The organism is Cytobacillus sp. OWB-43 (assembly GCF_034651445.1).
Taxonomy (GTDB): Bacteria; Bacillota; Bacilli; order Bacillales; family Cytobacillaceae; genus Cytobacillus; species Cytobacillus kochii.
This window is the reverse complement of record NZ_JAYEFF010000012.1, coordinates 1-20205: the sequence shown is the minus strand read 5'-3', so window position 1 is coordinate 20205 and position 20205 is coordinate 1. Positions and strand designations below refer to the sequence as shown.

General features: G+C 39.8%; 15 protein-coding genes and 4 tRNA genes. All 19 read left to right on the top strand.

Features of this window, described 5'->3' with window-relative positions:
- Positions 1–101: 101 nt before the first annotated feature.
- The 19 genes from U9M49_RS22345 to U9M49_RS22255 all read left to right on the top strand — a co-directional run bounded on the left by U9M49_RS22345 (position 102) and on the right by U9M49_RS22255 (position 19859).
- Positions 102–1046, top strand: a complete 945-nt coding sequence (locus U9M49_RS22345; protein ID WP_322910620.1) for a YybS family protein — start codon at positions 102–104, stop codon at positions 1044–1046.
- Between the two features lie 24 nt (positions 1047–1070).
- On the top strand, positions 1071–3044 hold the full coding sequence (locus U9M49_RS22340) for a DHH family phosphoesterase (RefSeq protein WP_095371349.1): 1974 nt from the start codon (positions 1071–1073) through the stop codon (positions 3042–3044).
- A complete protein-coding gene (rplI, locus tag U9M49_RS22335) occupies positions 3041–3490 on the top strand; it encodes a 50S ribosomal protein L9 (protein ID WP_095371350.1) in 450 nt (149 codons plus the stop codon). The genes U9M49_RS22340 and rplI overlap by 4 nt, the downstream gene beginning before the upstream one ends.
- 131 nt (positions 3491–3621) lie before the next feature.
- Positions 3622–4986, top strand: coding sequence for a replicative DNA helicase (gene dnaB / locus U9M49_RS22330; protein ID WP_095371351.1), 1365 nt, complete (start codon positions 3622–3624; stop codon positions 4984–4986).
- 504 nt (positions 4987–5490) lie between these two features.
- On the top strand, positions 5491–6783 hold the full coding sequence (locus U9M49_RS22325) for an adenylosuccinate synthase (RefSeq protein ID WP_095371352.1): 1293 nt from the start codon (positions 5491–5493) through the stop codon (positions 6781–6783).
- A 155-nt stretch (positions 6784–6938) separates the two neighbouring features.
- Positions 6939–9344: a peptidase G2 autoproteolytic cleavage domain-containing protein gene (locus U9M49_RS22320; RefSeq protein ID WP_322910619.1), complete on the top strand. Its 2406-nt coding sequence runs from the start codon at positions 6939–6941 to the stop codon at positions 9342–9344.
- Positions 9345–9479: 135 nt separating this feature from the next.
- The gene (locus U9M49_RS22315) at positions 9480–9863 is read left to right on the top strand and encodes a hypothetical protein (RefSeq protein ID WP_095371354.1); all 384 of its coding nucleotides are present in this window, start codon (positions 9480–9482) and stop codon (positions 9861–9863) included.
- A 166-nt stretch (positions 9864–10029) separates the two neighbouring features.
- Positions 10030–10105 (top strand) — tRNA-Lys (locus U9M49_RS22310).
- Positions 10106–10119: 14 nt separating this feature from the next.
- Positions 10120–10191: transfer RNA gene (locus tag U9M49_RS22305), tRNA-Glu, on the top strand.
- A 72-nt stretch (positions 10192–10263) separates the two neighbouring features.
- A tRNA-Asp gene (locus U9M49_RS22300) sits at positions 10264–10340 on the top strand.
- A gap of 47 nt (positions 10341–10387) precedes the next feature.
- Positions 10388–10460, top strand: a tRNA-Phe gene (locus U9M49_RS22295).
- Positions 10461–10730: 270 nt separating this feature from the next.
- Positions 10731–12200: a peptidoglycan DD-metalloendopeptidase family protein gene (locus U9M49_RS22290; protein WP_095371355.1), complete on the top strand. Its 1470-nt coding sequence runs from the start codon at positions 10731–10733 to the stop codon at positions 12198–12200.
- A gap of 345 nt (positions 12201–12545) precedes the next feature.
- Positions 12546–13256, top strand: coding sequence for a response regulator YycF (yycF, locus tag U9M49_RS22285; RefSeq protein WP_095371356.1), 711 nt, complete (start codon positions 12546–12548; stop codon positions 13254–13256).
- 7 nt (positions 13257–13263) lie between these two features.
- A complete protein-coding gene (gene walK / locus U9M49_RS22280) occupies positions 13264–15090 on the top strand; it encodes a cell wall metabolism sensor histidine kinase WalK (protein WP_095371357.1) in 1827 nt (608 codons plus the stop codon).
- Positions 15087–16418, top strand: a complete 1332-nt coding sequence (locus U9M49_RS22275; protein ID WP_095371358.1) for a YycH family regulatory protein — start codon at positions 15087–15089, stop codon at positions 16416–16418. Before walK ends, U9M49_RS22275 begins: the two co-directional genes overlap by 4 nt.
- An 18-nt stretch (positions 16419–16436) precedes the next feature.
- Positions 16437–17243: a two-component system regulatory protein YycI gene (locus U9M49_RS22270; RefSeq protein WP_095371359.1), complete on the top strand. Its 807-nt coding sequence runs from the start codon at positions 16437–16439 to the stop codon at positions 17241–17243.
- Positions 17244–17252: 9 nt separating this feature from the next.
- The gene (locus tag U9M49_RS22265) at positions 17253–18047 is read left to right on the top strand and encodes an MBL fold metallo-hydrolase (protein ID WP_095371360.1); all 795 of its coding nucleotides are present in this window, start codon (positions 17253–17255) and stop codon (positions 18045–18047) included.
- 329 nt (positions 18048–18376) lie between these two features.
- Positions 18377–19594 (top strand): S1C family serine protease, encoded by a 1218-nt coding sequence (locus U9M49_RS22260; RefSeq protein WP_095371361.1) that lies wholly within the window; start codon positions 18377–18379, stop codon positions 19592–19594.
- 103 nt (positions 19595–19697) lie between these two features.
- Complete coding sequence (locus tag U9M49_RS22255) at positions 19698–19859, top strand: CxxH/CxxC protein (protein WP_224936993.1); 162 nt, start codon at positions 19698–19700, stop codon at positions 19857–19859.
- Positions 19860–20205: the final 346 nt, after the last annotated feature.

Here is a 20205-nt window from a genome sequence, read left to right as displayed (position 1 = left end):
TATATTTACACGAAATGAAGCATTCATTCAGTTGAATACCTATCCATGAGTGTATACAATAATAGATGCGGGCTTGTGCCCAATTTGAGAGGTGAATCTATTTGAAAAATGTACATAAACTTACTGAAGGGGCAGTTTTATTAGCTGCTTTTGCTGTGTTACTATTGATGTCCCTTTATTTGCCGATTATCGGAACAATTGTCACTTTCGGCTTACCGGTTCCTTTTATGTTATTTGCCGCTAAAAATAAGCGAAGTGATGCGGCTATCTTTTTTGTTGCGGCTATTTTGATTTCATTCATTGTTGGAACCATTACAGCCATTCCATTAACCCTTATCTTTGGCTTAACAGGGTTAGTGATTGGAGAGTTAATTAAGCTGAAGAAAGAACGGACAGCGATGTTGCTCGGTGGTTCTTTAGCGTTTTTAGCGATGTTTTTACTCGTTTTTGCTGGCATGAACGTGCTATTGAATATCAATTTTGTTGAGGAACTAAAAGTAGTTCTTGAGCAATCAATGGATATGACAAAAAACATGTTATCTACGATAGATAATAATGAAGCAGAACAAATTATCGAGCAGTTAGAAGCGACAATTACTGCATTAGAGACATTACTTCCAAGTCTCCTTGTGCTTTCTTCTGCAATGTATATATTTATTATTCAGCTGATTGGTGTACCCATTGTCAGGAGATTTGGTATTGAAGTGAAAAAATGGCGCTCATTTGCCGATATCAGTTTCCCGAAAAGTATTTTATGGTATTATTTATTAACCATCCTTGCCCAATTTGTCATGAGACCAGAGGAAGGTTCTTTTACAACGATGGCCATTATGAATCTCCTTTTCGTTTTACAGCTAATTATGGTGATTCAAGGGCTCGCCTTTATCTTCTTCTATAGCAGATTAAAGAATTGGCCAAAGATTGTGCCCATTGCCATCCTCATATTTACCTTTTTAATGCCAATCTTCCTTTATATTGTGAGGATATTAGGTATAATTGATATAGGATTTGATTTAAGAAAACGATTAGATAATAGGGATGCATAACACTACTGTTTAGGAGTTGAAAACATGCCCTCGTATTTAGAAAAGAAAACGATGCGTTATTGCCTGTTTGCTTTAATTGGTGTAACCGTCGTTCTTCTAGCGATTATGGCGTTGTACAATTGGATATTGAGTCTCGTTGCGCTCCTCCTTTTCGGCATTCCTTTCTACCTATTATTTAAGTTTGATTATGAGCAGAGGAAGGAAACAGAGGAGTACATATCGACCTTATCTTACCGTGTGAAAAAGGTAGGGGAAGAAGCATTAATGGAGATGCCAATTGGAATTATGCTGATTAATGATGAGTATTATATCGATTGGACGAATCCTTATATGGCATCATGCTTTGGGGAAGATACATTGGTAGGGAGATCACTTTATGATGTGGCAGATGCCTTAATCCCTATCATTAAGAAAGAGATTGAATCAGAAACCATTACGCTAACAGATCGCAAATTTCGTGTGGTACATAAGCCTGATGAACGTCTGCTTTATTTCTTTGATGTAACAGAGCAAACACAGATTGAAAAATTATACGAAGATGAACGTACCGTTATTGCTATTATCTTTTTAGATAATTATGATGATTTAACACAAGGAATGGATGACCAGACAAGAAGTAGTTTGAATAATCTTGTCACCTCTATTCTGAATAAATGGGCCATGGAAAATGGCGTTTTCTTTAAGCGTGTATCTTCAGAGCGGTTTATCGCCGTCTTTAACGAAAGTATTTTGGACCAATTCGAGAAAAGTAAATTCACCATTCTTGATTTTGTCAGAGAAACGACGGCAAAACAAAATGTGCCACTCACATTAAGTATAGGTGTCGGAGCAGGGGTTTCCGATTTGCCAGAACTAGGTGTCTTAGCTCAGTCTAGTTTAGACCTTGCTCTCGGTAGAGGTGGTGACCAGGTAGCAATTAAACAGCCAAATGGTAAAGTGAAATTTTTCGGAGGGAAGACGAACCCCGTCGAGAAACGAACGAGGGTGCGGGCACGCGTTATTTCTCACGCTTTAAAGGAATTAGTCTCTGAAAGTGATAAAGTCATCGTCATGGGTCATAAACGACCGGATATGGACGCAATTGGTGCTGCCATTGGTATTCAGAAGGTAGCAGAGATGAACCATCGTGATGGCTATATTGTCGTTAATAAAGACGAATTTGATCAAAGCGTAAATCGTTTAATGGGTGAGATAGAGAAAAAAGAAGAGCTTTATGCGAAATTCATCACGCCAGATCAAGCGTTAGAGATGGCAACTGATGATACTTTACTTGTTGTTGTTGATACCCATAAGCCTTCTATGGTGATAGAAGAGCGATTGCTTGCTAAAATAGAAGATGTAGTTGTGATTGATCATCATCGTCGTGGCGAAGATTTTATTAAAAATCCGCTGCTCGTTTATATGGAGCCTTATGCCTCTTCGACAGCAGAATTAGTGACAGAATTGCTAGAATATCAACCGAAGAATCGTAAAATTGATATGCTTGAGGCGACTGCACTACTCGCTGGAATTATCGTTGATACGAAGAGCTTTACGTTAAGAACAGGCGCCAGAACCTTTGATGCAGCATCTTATTTAAGAGGACAAGGAGCGGATACAGTCCTTGTGCAACGATTCTTGAAAGAAGATGTCGACACGTATATTAAACGGGCGAAAATCATTGAAACGGTAGAATTTTACCGAAATGGCCTTGCCATTGCTAAAGGTGCTGAGGATGATATATACGACCAAGTGTTAATTGCACAAGCAGCCGATACATTACTGGCAATGGACGGTGTGACAGCTTCATTCGTCATTTCTTATCGTGCTGATGAAATGATTGGTGTGAGTGCTCGCTCATTAGGTGATATTAACGTACAGGTCATTATGGAGGCGTTAGAAGGGGGCGGCCATTTGACAAATGCTGCTACTCAATTAGATGATGTCTCAATCAATGATGTGGAAGGTAAATTAAAAGAAGCAATTGATGAGTATTTAGAAGGGAGAAAAGAAGAATGAAAGTCATTTTCTTAAAAGATGTTAAAGGAAAAGGGAAAAAAGGTGAAGTGAAGAACGTAGCAGACGGCTATGCACATAACTTTTTAATTAAACAAGGGCTCGCTGTAGAAGCAAATAACTCAAATGTGAGTTCATTGAATGCACAAAAAAAGAAAGAAGAAAAAGAAGCAGCAGCTGAGTTAGAAGAAGCGAAGCAATTAAAAGAAACATTGGAGAAGTTGACACTCGAATTTTCAACAAAAGCTGGAGAGGGCGGTCGTCTATTCGGTTCGATTACAAGCAAGCAAATTGCTGAAGAATTAAAGAAGGCGCATGATATTAAAATCGACAAGCGCAAAATCGAATTAAGTGACGCCATTCGTACTTTAGGATACACAAAAGTACCGGTTAAACTGCACACAGAAGTATCAGCTACGTTAAATGTACATGTAAAAGAAGCCAATTAAAGAATTTAACAACGCATCAAAAGAATTCATGGTAAAATAATAGAGTGAAAAAATGTGATCGGTGAAGGCTGATCACATTTTTGTCATCTAACGTGTTTAAAATGTGTCAGTATGAGGGGGTTCTATTTGTTTTGAGTGAATTATTTGCTGATCGTCTCCCTCCGCAAAACATAGAGGCTGAACAAGCTGTTCTAGGCGCAATCTTTCTGGAGCCTTCCTCGTTAACAATGGCTTCAGAACTATTAATTCCTGAAGATTTCTATAGAGCGGCTCATCAAAGAATCTTTAATGTCATGCTGAAACTAAATGACAAGGGAGAAGCCGTTGATTTAGTAACAGTAACAGAAGAATTAAACGCAGCCAAAATGTTAGAGGATACAGGCGGAGTAACTTATTTAAGTGAATTAGCTGCATCTGTTCCAACAGCAGCAAATATAGAATATTATGCTAAGATAGTTGAAGAAAAATCGATCTTACGTAGACTCATCCGTACGGCAACAGACATTGCCCAAGATGGATATACGAGAGAAGATGAAGTTGAATCACTACTTGGCGAAGCAGAAAAAAATATATTAGAAGTATCGCAACGTAAAAATGCAGGGGCTTTCCACAATATTAAAGATGTGCTTGTTCGTACGTATGATAATATCGAGGTCATGCATAACCGTAAAGGTGATATCACTGGAATAGCGACTGGGTTTGCTGAGCTTGATCATATGACAGCAGGCTTTCAACGCAATGATTTAATTATCGTTGGCGCTAGACCTTCCGTTGGTAAAACAGCTTTTGCCTTAAATATCGCGCAAAATGTTGCCGTAAAAACACAAGAAAATGTTGCGATATTTAGTTTGGAGATGGGTGCTGAACAGCTCGTTATGCGTATGCTTTGTGCGGAAGGAAATATCGATGCACAACGTCTCAGAACAGGTTCTTTAACCGATGATGATTGGGGCAAGCTGACGATGGCGATGGGGAGCCTATCGAATGCTGGCATTTTTATTGATGATACTCCTGGTGTTAGAATCACTGAAATTCGTTCAAAATGTCGCCGCTTGAAGCAGGAACATGGCTTAGGCATGATTCTCATTGACTATTTGCAGCTTATTTTGGGTAGCGGCCGTTCTGGTGAAAACCGTCAGCAGGAAGTCTCTGAGATCTCTCGTTCCCTAAAAGCACTTGCGAGGGAGCTGCAAGTACCTGTTATTGCCTTATCTCAGCTATCACGTGGCGTTGAGCAACGACAAGATAAACGTCCAATGATGTCTGATATACGTGAATCAGGAAGTATTGAGCAGGATGCTGATATCGTTGCCTTCTTATATCGTGATGATTATTATGACAAAGAGTCCGAAGACAAAAACATCATCGAAATCATCATCGCTAAACAACGTAACGGCCCGGTTGGTACCGTCCAGCTCGCCTTCGTCAAAGAATATAATAAATTCGTCAACCTAGAAAAAAGATTTGACGATTCATTTGCTCCGCCTGGGGCATAAAGAGGGAAACAGCATTTGGCTGGTTCCCTCTTTTTTAATGGAAGTCGCGGCAAATGGGTAAATATAAAAGGAGCGGTGAGATTGCAAATGTTTTGAGATAGATATTGGTGAAAATGGTGAAGTGGAAGTGGTTTGGGGGAAAAATTATAAAGATAACGGGGCAGAAGTGAATTGCTCGTACATCAAAAGGAAAAAACACAAACATAGCCGAGCAAAAATAATCCCCCATATATTTAATAAAAATCAATGTCATATAAGATCAACAGTACAAAAACCACCTAACCGTCGTTTTATTTTCGTATTTTTACTAACGGAGTTCAAATAACTTAGAAGCAGTAAAAACAGGTGTCACCAAACCCTTGATGCAAGAATTACTCAATTGTTTCACGAACGTATTTTTCGTTATATGAATAAAATGTTCGTGTTTTATTGACTTTATCATAATAAAATTGTAGAATTAGTTTGTTTGATAAGGGAAAAAGAAACCTCGGAGGTGCATTCGTAATGTCATCAGTAGTTGTTGTAGGAACACAATGGGGAGACGAAGGTAAAGGGAAAATCACGGATTTTCTATCAGAAAATGCGGAAGTGATCGCAAGATATCAAGGCGGTAATAACGCTGGACATACAATTAAATTTAACGGTGAAACGTATAAATTGCATTTAATTCCATCAGGTATTTTTTATAGTGATAAAATTTGTGTCATTGGTAACGGAATGGTCGTTGATCCTAAAGCATTGGTACAAGAATTAGCTTACTTACATGAAAAAGGCGTGACAACAGATAATTTACGTATTAGTAACCGCGCCCATGTCATTTTACCTTACCACTTAAAATTAGATGAGGTAGAAGAGAACAGCAAAGGCGATAACAAAATTGGTACAACGAAAAAAGGAATCGGACCTGCTTATATGGATAAAGCCGCTCGTGTTGGAATCCGTATCGCAGATTTATTAGATAAAGAAGTATTTGAAGAGAAGCTTGCTCGTAACTTAGCAGATAAAAACCGTTTACTTGAAAGAATTTATGAAACAGAAGGCTTCAAAATCGAAGACATTCTGGACGAATATTATGAATACGGTCAACAAGTGAAGAAATATGTATGTGATACATCCGTTGTATTGAATGATTCACTTGATGATGGCCGTAGAGTATTATTTGAAGGTGCACAAGGGGTTATGCTTGATATTGATCAAGGAACATATCCATTCGTTACCTCTTCTAACCCAGTAGCGGGCGGTGTCGCAATCGGTTCTGGTGTTGGACCAACAAAAATTAAACATGTTGTTGGGGTTTCCAAAGCCTATACAACTCGTGTAGGAGATGGACCTTTCCCAACTGAATTAAATAATGAGATTGGTGATCAAATCCGCGAAGTTGGTCGTGAATATGGAACAACAACAGGTCGTCCTCGTCGTGTTGGTTGGTTTGATAGTGTCGTTGTTCGACATGCGCGTCGTGTGAGCGGAATTACAGATCTTTCACTTAATTCTATTGATGTTCTTACAGGCATTGATACTTTGAAAATCTGTACGGCTTATAGCTACAAAGGCGAAATCATTGAAGAATTCCCAGCGAGCTTAAAAGTCCTTGCTGATTGCGAACCAGTATATGAAGAGCTGCCAGGCTGGACAGAAGATATTACAGCTTGCAAATCTTTAGATGAGTTGCCAGCAAATGCACGTCACTACTTAGAGCGTGTCTCTCAATTAACAGGCATTCCATTGTCAGTATTCTCTGTTGGCCCTGACCGTACGCAAACAAATGTGGTCTTAAGCCCTTGGAGACAAAACTAAAAAAATAAGCTTTTTAAGATCGTATCTGTAGAGGGTACGGTCTTTTTTTCTATGTTCCATATGATATACCTTCTACATTGTATAGGTGTTTGTACAAGCCGACTTTATCTATTTTCATACATTAATATAAAACGATGTTGGAAGGAGATAAATTGATGGATAATCCATGTAACCAACAAGCATTAGGCGATTGTTCAACGGCTGAAGGGTTAAATACAATAGCGAACGCCGCTGCTGCGCATGCGGAAGGTTTTGAAACTGTTGCAAACGGGGAGGCTTCACATGCAGAAGGATCGCATACACTTGCGGCAGGGGATGCCTCACATGCAGAAGGCTATATGACGGAAACAACAGCTAGTGCCTCGCATGCAGAAGGAAGTCAAACACAAGCAATTGGTATAGCTGCGCATGCGGAGGGCTTTGCAACACAGGCAGTCGGAGATAGCGCCCATGCGGAGGGAGTGAACACCCTTGCATCTGGAGTAACAGCCCATGTGGAGGGGAATGGATCTCAAGCAACTGGGGATGTTTCTCACGCAGAAGGATACCAATCAACCGCACAAGGAATTGCTTCACATACAGAGGGGCAAGCAACACAAGCGATTGGACTTGGTGCGCATGCAGAAGGTTTTGAAACACAGGCAATCGGAAATGTTACTCATGCAGAAGGGTATCAAAGTGTTGCTTCAGGGGTTGCTGCGCATGCGGAAGGTTCACAAACAGAAGCCATTGGCATTGGTTCTCATACTGAAGGTTACCAAACAAGAACAATCGGTGCGACTTCTCACGCAGAAGGGGATGGAACGGTTGCTGCTGGAAACTCTGCTCATGCAGAAGGAGATCATTCAGAAGCAAGTGGCGCGTCATCTCACGCGGAAGGTTCATATACAGCAGCAAGTGGAGAGAATGCCCATGCCGAGGGTTCCCAAACAACAGCAAGTGGTGCGAATGCCCATGCAGAAGGTGTCGAGGTCACAGCAAGTGGAGATGGATCCCACGCAGAAGGTATATCGACAACAGCCAGTAACTCCGGAACCCATGCAGAAGGATATAATACAGAAGCAAGTGGATTAAATGCGCATGCTGAAGGTAACCAAACGACAGCTTCAGGGGAAAATTCCCACGCAGAGGGGCAGATGACAATGGCTAATAGTATATGCACACATGCTGAGGGGTATCAAACAGAAGCTAATACCCCATACTCACACGCAGAAGGATATCAATCAAAAACATATGGATGGTATTCCCACGCTGAGGGGTATCAAACAGAGACATATGGATGGTATTCGCATGCAGAAGGAGATAAAACAATCGCAAGGGCTGATCGTTCTCATGCGGAAGGATATCAAACAGAGGCAAGTGGTTGGTATTCGCATGCAGAAGGTGGTTTTTCAACTGCAAGTGCGAGTGGTTCGCATGCAGAAGGTATTTATACAACTGCAAGTGCTGCTTCAGCACATGCGGAAGGATCGAGAACAAATGCAACTGGCGAGGCATCTCATACAGAAGGGATTTTTAACACTGCTAGTGGTGAAGCGGCTCATGCAGAAGGCTATGAAACGTTAGCTAGCGGTAACTATTCCCATGCTCAAGGTCGGCAAACTGTAGCAAGTGGAATTTATTCTCATGCCGAAGGATTCTATACCTCCACGGAAGGTTTTGCTGCCTCACATATTATGGGTGTGTTTGGCAATGCAGAAGAAGCCAATTCATGGTTTATTGGTAATGGCACAGGGACTAATGCTAGAGCAATTGGCGCCAAATGGCTCGCCAGCAATGGAGAAATGTACATCGACGGTGCGTCCTACAACACAGGTGGAGCCGACTTCGCTGAAATGTTCGAATCCATCAATGGAGAAGAAATAGAAGTAGGCTACTTTGTTACCTTAGAGGGTGACAAAATCAAAAAGGCTACATCATTAGATAACTATATACTTGGGATTACTAGCGCGACTCCGAGCATCATTGGCAATAGTGCAGGCCTTAGCTGGCATGGGCGCTACCAATTGGATGAATGGGGAAGAAGAACGTATCATGAAGTGGAGATCCTTGAAAAGAAAGATAAAGAAGGAAACGTCATAATTCCTGCTTCAACAGAGACACAACCAATTATAAATCCAGAATGGGACACACAAAAGTCGTACATTCCAAGAGAAAAACGTCCAGAATGGGTACCAGTTGGACTAGTGGGCCAAATTCTTGTAAGAGATGATGGCACATGTGAAGTCGATGGGTATTGTCAGTCTAATGATGATGGAATTGCTACGAAGGCAACGGATGGGTTCCGCGTCATTAAACGGACAGGAGAGAACCAAGTATTAGTTTTGATCAAGCCGAATGATGATGAAAACCGAAAGTTAAAAAGAGACATAGCAGTGATAGAAGAGCTGCAAAAGCAAAGCGTTGTGACGATGCAGGAATATCGTACGCAAAAAGAAGAGAGTGACGTAAAGATGCAGGCTTTACAGCTGGAAAATGCAATAATTAGTCGTGAAATAAAAGATTTAAAAAATCAATTAGCTTCTCTTATGAGTAGATTGGATGGAAATGATCATCTTTAAAAATTTAAATAAACGACTGCACTATGAAGATGAAAGGTGGAGTCGTCACTTTTACATAGAGTGATGTTGAAAATAGTAGAATGGTTTAGAAAGCAAAAAATTAGGGCATTGAACACACTAAGGTGGTGGAAGAATTTGAAAATATTAAAAGGCATGTATTCATTGATTTTGTTTGTAGCAGGAGTCCTTCATTTCGTTCGGGAACGAAATTTTCGTAAGATAGTGCCGGAATCTTTACCGTTTAAAAAAGGGGTTGTCCTCATTACAGGTGTGCTGGAGGTCGCATTTGCGATGTTACTTTGGGCGAAAAGAGGTCAAAGTCTAGTAGGTAAGCTGCTTTCATTCTTCATGGTGCTTGTTCTCCCAGCGAATATCAACATGGCAGTAAAAAATAATACTTTCTATAAAGGTAAAAAGATTCATCCGTTATTTTTATGGATGCGTTTACCACTACAAATCCCACTTATTTTAGGGGCAATTAAACTCACACATCCATCTACTGAAAAAAAGACTAAATGACCCATGTTATTTAGTTTTTTTCTTTTTTATAAGACAAGTTATGAGAGGATTTTAACTAGAAAAAGTTTTTCTGAAAAAATTTTAAAAAAAGGAGTGTACAAAGCTATCACCCTATGATAATATAAAAAGCGTCGTCAAGAAAAGAAAACGCTTCAAATTAAAAAGCGAGCCATTAGCTCAGTTGGTAGAGCATCTGACTTTTAATCAGAGGGTCGAAGGTTCGAGTCCTTCATGGCTCACCATTTTATATTCGTATGGCCCCTTGGTCAAGCGGTTAAGACACCGCCCTTTCACGGCGGTAACACGGGTTCGAATCCCGTAGGGGTCATCTTTTTTAATAGTAGTAATCATAGGATGCAAGCGCTCATTCTTTCATTGATTACGAATTTTATATAGATTTGGTCCGGTAGTTCAGTTGGTTAGAATGCCTGCCTGTCACGCAGGAGGTCGCGGGTTCGAGTCCCGTCCGGACCGCCATGATTCACTTGTATAGTGATCATGAAAATTGGATAAGCTGTTTTTATGGCTCAGTAGCTCAGTCGGTAGAGCAAAGGACTGAAAATCCTTGTGTCGGCGGTTCGATTCCGTCCTGAGCCATCAAAAAGGGAGTATGAATTTAATTCGTGCTCTCTTTTTTTATGTTTTTCTCCTTCCTCTATTACAATCATATGACAAAATTCCCCCTTTTCTATGTAGTTTTTTCCTATATTACGTCAAACTATGTCACCATAAATACAGTTTATTTACATTACCGAGACATCAAACTCGTAAAAATGACGATATGGTACATTAGTTAGGTGCAATAGTGATTAGTCTGATAGCACTAATAAGAACCAGAAGGTGTAAAGTAGTATAGGGGGAAGAACCATGAAGCAATGGAAGCAAAGACTGACTACATATACAGAACATACATCTAAGCGTGTTACACATAAATGGAAGAAAGCGGCCGCAATCGTTATGATTGGTGGTTGTTTAGCGTGGAGTGGATCCACATCAGTATTAGCAGAAGCAGAAGAGTCGGATTTGTATTATGTATATATAGGTGATCAATATGTGGGGACAGTTGATAATCCCCAAGTGATTGAAAATATAGTAGAGGATGAACTTGAAAACCAAGGGAAGTCCTATGAGGGCATACAAAAGGCGTTAGACCATGAGATCTCCTATCTACCTGAAGATGAAGGGAAAGCCTTTAATGAAGCAAGCGACAAAGAGTTAACGTCAGAAAACGGGCTGAGAGGGATCTCTATTAAAGCAGATGCTGTCGCGCTAGAAATTGATGGTGAAACAGTTGCTTATGTAAAGAACCAAGAAGAAGCGAATGAAGTGCTTCAGCAACTACAGTTACAGTACATTTCTGAAAAAGACTATAAAGAGTTAAAAGAGCGCTCAGAAGAAGAAGAGCCACTACCAGAATTAGCAATTGGTGATACCCGCCTGTTGAATGCGAAATTTTCCGAGGAAATAGAATGGAAGAAAGAAAAAGTAGATCCGAACAAGGTGCAGTCTGTTGATGAGGTCATCAATTTCTTAAATAAAGGAACAGTAGAACAAGAGAAATATAGAGTTGAAGAAGGCGACTCTATTAGTACGATTGCTGACGAATTTCATTTATCTACAGAAGAACTTGAAGACCTGAATGATATAGGTCAAGAAGATGTATTAAAGGTTGGTCAAGAACTTGTTGTTGAAACAATCGAACCGTACGTTGATGTGATTACGAATAGATCAGAATATATAGAAGAAGACATTCCCTTTAACACAAAAGTAATAGAAGATGATGATATGTTGAAAGGGGAAGAGAAAGTAAAGCAAGAAGGGAAAAAAGGAAAACGTAACGTGTTATACCATTTGAAAGAATCAAATGGTGAAGAAGTCGATAAAAGTGAACTAAAAGAGGAAATCATTGATGAGCCTGTAGAAGAAATCCTTATTAAAGGAACAAAAAATCCTGATGTTGGCGATGGTGACTTTGCTTGGCCAGCAGTTGGTGGATATGTGTCAAGCGAGCTTGGCCATCGTTGGGGTAAGCTCCACAAAGGGATTGATATTGCCAGACCAAGTAATCGAACCATTAAAGCAGCCGATAATGGAAAGGTCATTTCAGCTGGCTTTAGTAGCAGTTATGGCTATAAAGTAGAAATAGACCATCAAAATGGCTACCGTACCTTGTATGCTCATTTAGATTCTCTCTCAGTGAGTGCAGGAGAGACAGTAACGAAAGGTTCTAAGTTAGGTGTGATGGGCTCTACTGGTAACTCAACAGGTGTTCACCTTCATTTTGAATTATACAAAGATGGTCAGTTGAAAAACCCATTAGACTATATTAGTCAATGATCAAAAAAGCGCTGGGACATGAGTGTTTTAGCTAACATTAAGCACGAATAACTCTGCTTTCATAAACAGAAGTTATCGTGCTTTTTTGTGTGTATGGTAAGGTTCCATCTAAGGGCGCTCGCAAAACAAAAAGCCCCTTCTATCTTGCTTTTCCATAACTTGTACATATATGATACATTACAAATGATGCGTACTTGTATGTAACGTGATAAAGTAGAGTAGGATACATGCTGACGAAATTTTACAAAATGCTTTTACAAGCCCAATAAGCTTAGATATGATAATCTTGAAAAAGATACATGATTGTGACGATAGTAGATAATAATTGGATAAAGGAGAACAACGATGGATAAGAAAATTCTTGTAGTAGATGATGAAAAACCAATTGCAGATATATTACAGTTTAACTTAAATAAAGAAGGCTTCGATGTAACTTGTGTGTATGACGGTGTTTCCGCATTGGAAAAAGTAGAAGAAGTAAAGCCTGATATGATTCTATTAGATATTATGCTTCCACAGAAAGACGGCATTGAGGTTTGCCGAGAAGTAAGAAAGAAATATGATATGCCGATTATTATGCTCACAGCAAAGGACTCTGAAATTGATAAAGTATTAGGGCTAGAGCTAGGAGCAGATGACTATGTAACAAAACCATTCAGTACAAGGGAATTAATTGCCAGAGTAAAAGCCAATCTTCGTCGTCATCAACAAATTGCATCAAAAGTGGATGAAGAAGATGAAAGTAATGAAATTGAAGTTGGCTCACTCACGATTCACCCGGACGCATACATCGTTTCTAAACGCGGTGAAACGATCGAACTAACGCATAGAGAATTCGAATTACTTCATTATTTAGCTAAGCATATTGGACAAGTAATGACGCGTGAACATTTACTTCAAACTGTTTGGGGCTACGATTATTACGGAGATGTTAGAACAGTTGACGTAACCGTTAGACGTTTGCGTGAAAAAATCGAAGACAATCCAAGTCATCCGACATGGATCGTTACAAGAAGAGGTGTCGGATACTACTTGCGAAATCCAGAACAGGAGTAAGTAGAACATGAACAAGGTAGGATTTTTTCGATCAATTCATCTGAAATTCGTCATTATATATGTGTTGCTCATCCTCATTGCCATGCAAATTGTCAGTGCTTATTTCGTCAGGCAATTAGAGGATACGTTAAACGCTAACTTTAAAACAACGATTGAAAACCAGATGAAGCTGCTATCTTATTATTTAGAAGAACAATTTGTGAAAGAACGAGTGCCGGAAGACGGTGATGCCACATTGGAGGTGGACCTGCGCAGGCTACTGCAGGACTACAACACTGATGATATTAGTGAAGTTGCCGTTATTGAAGGCACGTCTATGAGAGTGCTAGGGACATCGAATGTTTCTGATCAATCAAAGGTTGGTCAGAAGATGTCTAATGCGCTTATTCGTACGTCAATTAAAAACGGTCAACCGAATGAACAGGATAGTGTCATTAATGGCAAACGAGTATGGATCTACATTAAACCAATTATTATTGATAATGACGTAAAAGGTGTGATTTATGTCACGTCTAAAATTGAGAATGTCTATACACAGATGAGGGAGATTATTAAAATCTTCTCAACAGGTACAGCAATTGCTCTTATTTTAACCGCTGTGCTCAGTGTGTTACTTGCGCAAACCATTACAAGACCTATCACCGATATGAGAAAACAAGCGTTAGCAATGGCAAAAGGAAATTATTCTAGAAAAGTAAAAATCTATGGCCAAGATGAAATTGGTCAATTAGCTATGACCTTTAATAGTTTGACTAGAAAGCTGCAGGAAGCACAAGCTACCACTGAAGGGGAAAGAAGGAAACTATCATCGGTCCTCACCTTTATGACAGATGGCGTTATTGCCACTGACCGCAAAGGGCGTGTCATTCTCATCAACGAACCTGCTGCAGAAATGTTGCATGTTTCACGTGAAACAGTCTTATCTAATTCAATTGTTTCATTATTAGGGTTGGAAGAAGACTACACATTTGAAGAGCTACTTGAAGAAAGAGAATCGGTTATCTTAGATTATAGTGATGAAAAGAGCAATCTTATTTTAAGGGCCAATTTTTCAGTTATTCAAAAGGAAACAGGCTTTATTAATGGACTTATAACCGTTTTACATGATATTACCGAGCAAGAAAAAATTGAAGAAGAGCGCCGCGAATTTGTGGCTAACGTTTCACATGAGCTAAGAACACCACTAACGACCATGCGCAGTTATTTAGAAGCATTAACAGATGGAGCGTGGCAGGATAAAGAGATTGCTCCGAATTTCCTTGATGTCACTCAAAATGAGACGGAGCGTATGATTCGTTTGGTCAATGATTTATTGCAACTATCGAAAATGGACAGTAGCGATTATCAATTAAATAAAGAGTGGGTTGATTTCACACAATTCTATAACCGAATTATTGATCGCTTTGAGTTCACGAAACAACAAAATGTCACTTTCGAACGTAGGGTGCCAACAACGGCTGATTTTGTTGAGATTGATACAGATAAACTCACTCAGGTACTTGATAATATCATTTCCAATGCGATGAAATACTCACCTGAAGGAGGAAAGATTACCTTCAGTATTGAAGAACAAGAGGGGTATTTAATCATAAGCGTAGCTGATGAAGGCATGGGTATACCGAAAGAAAATGTATCAAAAATCTTTAATCGTTTTTATCGTGTAGATAAAGCAAGAACAAGAAAATTAGGAGGAACGGGATTAGGACTAGCGATTGCCAAGGAAATGGTAGAAGCGCACGGTGGTGAAATTTGGGCGGAAAGTATTGAAGGAAAAGGAACAACGATCTCCTTTAGCTTGCCGTATATCCGTTCCGAAGAGGATGATTGGGAATGACCTATGAGAAGATAAAGAATATCCTATTAATTATCTTAGTAGGTTGTAGTATCTTATTGACGTTTAATTTATGGACGTATCGACCTAATTTAACGCCTGTCGAGAACCCAGGACAAGCGATTGAACCGATAGGAGATGACAAAGAGTATAGTGAAGTCATTAGACCTAGTCAGCTTATTCATTTCTACGATGATAAGAAAATTGGAACAACCTTATCTGCGGAAATCGACCAAATCACTAATGATATGAACAAATGGGAACTATTAAATCTAGCTAATGTCTCCAACGATATCGGTTCATTACATGAATGGATAGAAGAGTCAGGACATTCTATAATGGTCTACCCAGATGACGTTTCACTTAATGCTTTTCGCGAAGTCATGCCCAATATAGATAAGAACGCTACCGATTTTTCATTTGACACAATGATGATTGACACGACTTCTATAGAGGATGATGTCGGTTTAGCCTATTTTATATCGAGAGATCAAGGTACGGTCTACCGTGGAGAAGTACAAGGTCCATCGATGGCTGATTTCCGTACGAAGTATTACGAGACGGCCAGTGAAGATGAAGATTTCTATTCGCTTCTTGGTTATAAGGGCCAGAATGATCGCGTGATTTATGTACCGGATGAGCATATTCCTGTATCGACACAACGCATCTATTTAATGGATAAAATCAAACCACGTACATTGATGGAGTCATTATTTAGTGATCCATCTGTTGTACAAGAGAGTACAACTCAACCATCCATGATTGAATATACCGATAGTACGAGTATTATGCGTGTCTATGAAGATCGCAATATGATTTCTTATAAAAATATCTCTTCTGTTGTTGGTGATGAGTTTGTTGGGATGAATCTACTGCGACGAAGCATTGATTTTATGAATGCACATAAGGGCTGGACAGGCAATTATCGTTACTTTGAAGAGGTACCAGAGAGTAATAAGGTTGTCTTCCGATTATTTCATAACCAACAAGGAATTCCCATCTTTAGTGATTATCATCGAGCGAAGATAGAAGTAGAGCTTGGCGATACAGACATTAATGAATATACGCGTAGCAACTTCGCACTCGGAACGATTGTGAGTGGTGGGGAGGAAAGCCGTTTACTATCCGGTAAGGAAGTCATCGAAGAGATTGAGCAGCTGCCTAATTTTGAGCGTAACTTGCTGCAAGATGTAACGGTGGCTTACGAGATGAAGGTAGAAAAGAATGTGGCTACAACTAATTCGGAAATCATCAATTTGCAGCCAGCTTGGTATTATCGTTATAATAATGAGTGGAAGAAGTTTACCAAGGATGAGTTTATACCAAATTGAGGCAGGAGGGGAAAGTAGATGGATTGGAGCAAAATAAAAACCATTTTTATACTGACCTTTCTTGTGCTCAATGTCTATTTATTGTATGAGTACTTTACTGTCGTCCAAGCAAAAGAACAAGAAACGGAATTTCCTTTATCAAGCACGTTAGAAGAAAAATTAAAGGATGATGACATTTCGTACGACGCAAATATTTTTACGACAGAAGAAGTCAGTGGCCAGTTGTTACGGGCAACTCCTAAAGAGTTTGAAAAAGATGAATTGAAGAGCCTGAATGGAGAAGACATTAAGGTTGATGGCGGTGTCGAGTATATATTTGATGTCAATAAGCCATTGATGAAAGTAAGTGAAGACTTTGATCCAAAGGAATTAGAGTCCTTTATTCAGAGTCAAGTCTTATACGGTAATGAGTATCGTTTTTGGGAGAAGAAAGGCAATACCATTACGTATTATCAAACATACCAAGAGAAAATCATCTACCAAAATAAAAATGCTGAACTAACCTTCTTCTTAAATGAAAATAATGAAATTGTCTCTTATACACAAACATACTTGGAAACAATTGAACCAATTGAGGATGATCAAAAATTGATCAAGCCGCCATCTGAAGCATTATCTTCTCTATACAATAGTGGCAAGATCCCGTCTGGAAGTAAAGTATCAGAACCAGAGCTTGGGCTTCATACGTATGTCGATATGAGTAATCTTCAAGTATTAACACCAGCTTGGCGCTTCGTCATTGATGGTGAATACAGTCTATATGTACACGGATTCGAGCTAAATGTACTCGAACTAAATAAAAATGAGAATAAAACAATGGAGTGAGAGAAACCTATGTCTTTTCAATTTAGCGTTCTCGCGAGCGGCAGTACGGGGAATGCCATTTTTGTAGAGACCAACACCCACTCCTTTTTAGTGGATGCTGGCCTCAGTGGCAAGCAAATGGAAGCATTATTTAAAGAAATTGATCGTGATATGAGTCGTTTAGACGGGATACTTGTGACACACGAGCATAGTGACCATATAAAAGGTGTCGGTATTGTTGCAAGGAAATATGGGCTCCCGATCTATGCCAATGAAAAAACATGGCAGGCGATGTCTCCGTTAATTGGACAAGTCCCAACAGAGCAGAAATTCACCTTTGATATGGAAACCGTAAAAACCTTCGGCGACCTCGATATTCAATCATTCGGCGTCTCACATGATGCAGCCGAACCGATGTTTTACGTTTTTCATCAAGGCGAGAAGAAACTTGTGCTCATCACAGATACGGGGTATGTAAGTGATCGCATGAAGGGACTTATTTCAAACGCCGATGCCTATGTATTTGAAAGTAATCATGACGTGCAAATGTTAAGAATGGGACGTTACCCATGGAATATTAAACGTCGAATTTTAAGCGATGTCGGCCATGTCTCCAATGAAGACGCGGCGATTGCGATGAGCGAAGTGGCCGGTGATCGCACGAAAGGCTTTTATCTTGCCCACCTAAGTCAAGATAATAATATGAAGGACTTAGCACGCATGGCTGTCGCACAAACACTTGAAACAAAAGGCATACGCGTCGGAGAGCGATTCCAGCTCTTTGATACAGATCCGAAAAAACCTACAGCTTTAACAGCTGTTTAAGGCAAGAAATAATGGGTAGAAGGAAGGGGAGGCTTAGATGCTACCCCTTCCTTTTTTGCGCTTTTTACCAAATCAGAAAGAAAGTATGAACAAATTCGTAAGATTTTCTTGTCTTATGCATTTTAGTATTTGTCTTTTTTCATCTATGCGTATAATAATAGTAGCGGAGTAAGCCTCTACACGTTTCATCAGGTAATCTTTCTCATTCCTAGTATGTTTCTAATGAAGAAGAGTTATGATAACACTAGGGAAAAAAGAGACCTCATTTTTTATAAAAATAGAAGGATATATCTTAAAAAAGAAAATGGAATGAAAGGGTTGGTTGTGTAATGGGCTATTATGATGATCATTATAATCAAGAGGGACGCACCAAAAAGGGAAGTAAAGCAGGTTACATATTCTCTAGTCTTGTCGGTGTCATTATCGGTGCATTGCTCGTTTTATTCGTTGTTCCCCAAATGAACGGGGGCTCTAATGGTGGAGAAACATTAGGCTTATCAAACACAGATGAAAACAGCCAAGTAGAAACGAAAAAAGTATCGGTAGATGTGGAAACAGAAATCACATCAGCAGTCGAAAAGGCAAGAGGAGCGGTTGTTAGCATCTCCAACATCCAATCGGCAGGCATGTGGTCGAATGGACAAAATGGTGAAAGCACACAAGGAGTAGAAGCAGGCTCTGGCTCTGGTGTCATTTATAAGAAAGAGGGGGACCATGCCTTTATCGTGACGAATCACCATGTCGTCGACGGTGCGGAGAGGCTTGAAGTCAATCTCTTCAATGGTGAGAAAATTGCTGCTGAGCTCGTAGGATCCGACGTATGGACAGACCTAGCTGTACTTGAAATAGATGGCTCGATTGTAGAGGATGTCGCAGAATTTGGTGATTCCGACGCTCTATCAATTGGTGAGCCTGCGATTGCTATCGGAAATCCACTCGGTCAATTTGAAGGCTCAGTCACAAAAGGGATTATTTCCGGCTTAAATCGGACCGTACCAGTCGATATTGATCAAAACGGTACAGTCGATTGGAATGCTGAAGTCCTACAAACAGATGCAGCCATTAACCCAGGAAATAGCGGTGGGGCACTCGTCAATATTAGCGGACAAGTCATCGGCATTAACTCGATGAAAATTGCCGAATCCTCTGTGGAAGGCATTGGGCTTGCCATTCCGATTAATTTTGCGCAAACGGTCATCAGTGACTTAGAACAGCATGGTGAAGTGAGAAGACCATATATGGGCGTACAAATCGCTTCAGTAAGTGATATCCCTGCCTATTATCAAGAAGAAGCGTTAAAACTTCCGAAAGATGTAGAAAATGGTGTAGTTGTGAGCGGAGTCGAGCCAAATGGTCCAGCTGCAGAAGCAGGACTGAAAGAAATGGATGTCATTGTTGAGCTAGATGGTGAAGAAATTACCGATGTCTTAGATTTACGCCACCATTTATATGGTCAGGACGTAGGAGATGAGATGAAGGTGAAGTATTATCGCGAAGGTAAATTAGCAGAAACAACAATGGCCTTAAAAACCGAGAATACATTCTAAATTCATCCACAGGAAAGTGAAGGCATCACTTTCCTGTTTTTTTTAGTTTTGATAAGATGAGATGTGGATAAATTATAAATAGATAAATGAGGAGGCACCGAAGATGATTTATAGCTGTGAAGAACATATTGATATCGCCATCGATACCATTGTAGACGAACACGAAACCTTCCCAGTGTTAACAAAATGTGCACCAGAAGAAAACTTATCAACAACCTGTGAATTCTGCCCCAACCCAGCCATATATATGGTGGCGAACAAATAATCCCATACAAGATGTGGATAGAAAATGTGGATATGTGGATAACTTCTGTGGATATTCTGTTTATGGTGTGAGGATGACCTGTGTATATCTTTTGAGGGATGAAATGAGACTGGGACATAACTAAATGAGCTAACCTCAAAAAAGAACAATAGCAAATTGATTTTAAAACATCATTTGCAAAAAAAGTCCGTTCCATTGCGCTACAGTCACTCGCTTTCCGCGGGGAGGGGCTGAGCCTCCTCGGCATTGAACTGCACCCCAATTGTTAGACACTATCTACAACTATTGGAGGTGCAGTTTTTTTGTCCAAATTTACTGCGGAAATGAAGCTACAAGCCGTGACTCG

Bases quoted from the DNA above. Each gene is read 5' to 3' on its own strand.
- U9M49_RS22275 (WP_095371358.1), top strand. From the start codon at position 15,087: ATGACCTATGAGAAGATAAAGAATATCCTATTAATTATCTTAGTAGGT.
- U9M49_RS22260 (WP_095371361.1), top strand. From the start codon at position 18,377: ATGGGCTATTATGATGATCATTATAATCAAGAGGGACGCACCAAAAAG.
- rplI (WP_095371350.1), top strand. From the start codon at position 3,041: ATGAAAGTCATTTTCTTAAAAGATGTTAAAGGAAAAGGGAAAAAAGGT.
- U9M49_RS22325 (WP_095371352.1), top strand. From the start codon at position 5,491: ATGTCATCAGTAGTTGTTGTAGGAACACAATGGGGAGACGAAGGTAAA.
- U9M49_RS22265 (WP_095371360.1), top strand. From the start codon at position 17,253: ATGTCTTTTCAATTTAGCGTTCTCGCGAGCGGCAGTACGGGGAATGCC.
- yycF (WP_095371356.1), top strand. From the start codon at position 12,546: ATGGATAAGAAAATTCTTGTAGTAGATGATGAAAAACCAATTGCAGAT.
- U9M49_RS22290 (WP_095371355.1), top strand. From the start codon at position 10,731: ATGAAGCAATGGAAGCAAAGACTGACTACATATACAGAACATACATCT.
- U9M49_RS22320 (WP_322910619.1), top strand. From the start codon at position 6,939: ATGGATAATCCATGTAACCAACAAGCATTAGGCGATTGTTCAACGGCT.
- U9M49_RS22270 (WP_095371359.1), top strand. From the start codon at position 16,437: ATGGATTGGAGCAAAATAAAAACCATTTTTATACTGACCTTTCTTGTG.
- U9M49_RS22255 (WP_224936993.1), top strand. From the start codon at position 19,698: ATGATTTATAGCTGTGAAGAACATATTGATATCGCCATCGATACCATT.
- U9M49_RS22340 (WP_095371349.1), top strand. From the start codon at position 1,071: ATGCCCTCGTATTTAGAAAAGAAAACGATGCGTTATTGCCTGTTTGCT.
- walK (WP_095371357.1), top strand. From the start codon at position 13,264: ATGAACAAGGTAGGATTTTTTCGATCAATTCATCTGAAATTCGTCATT.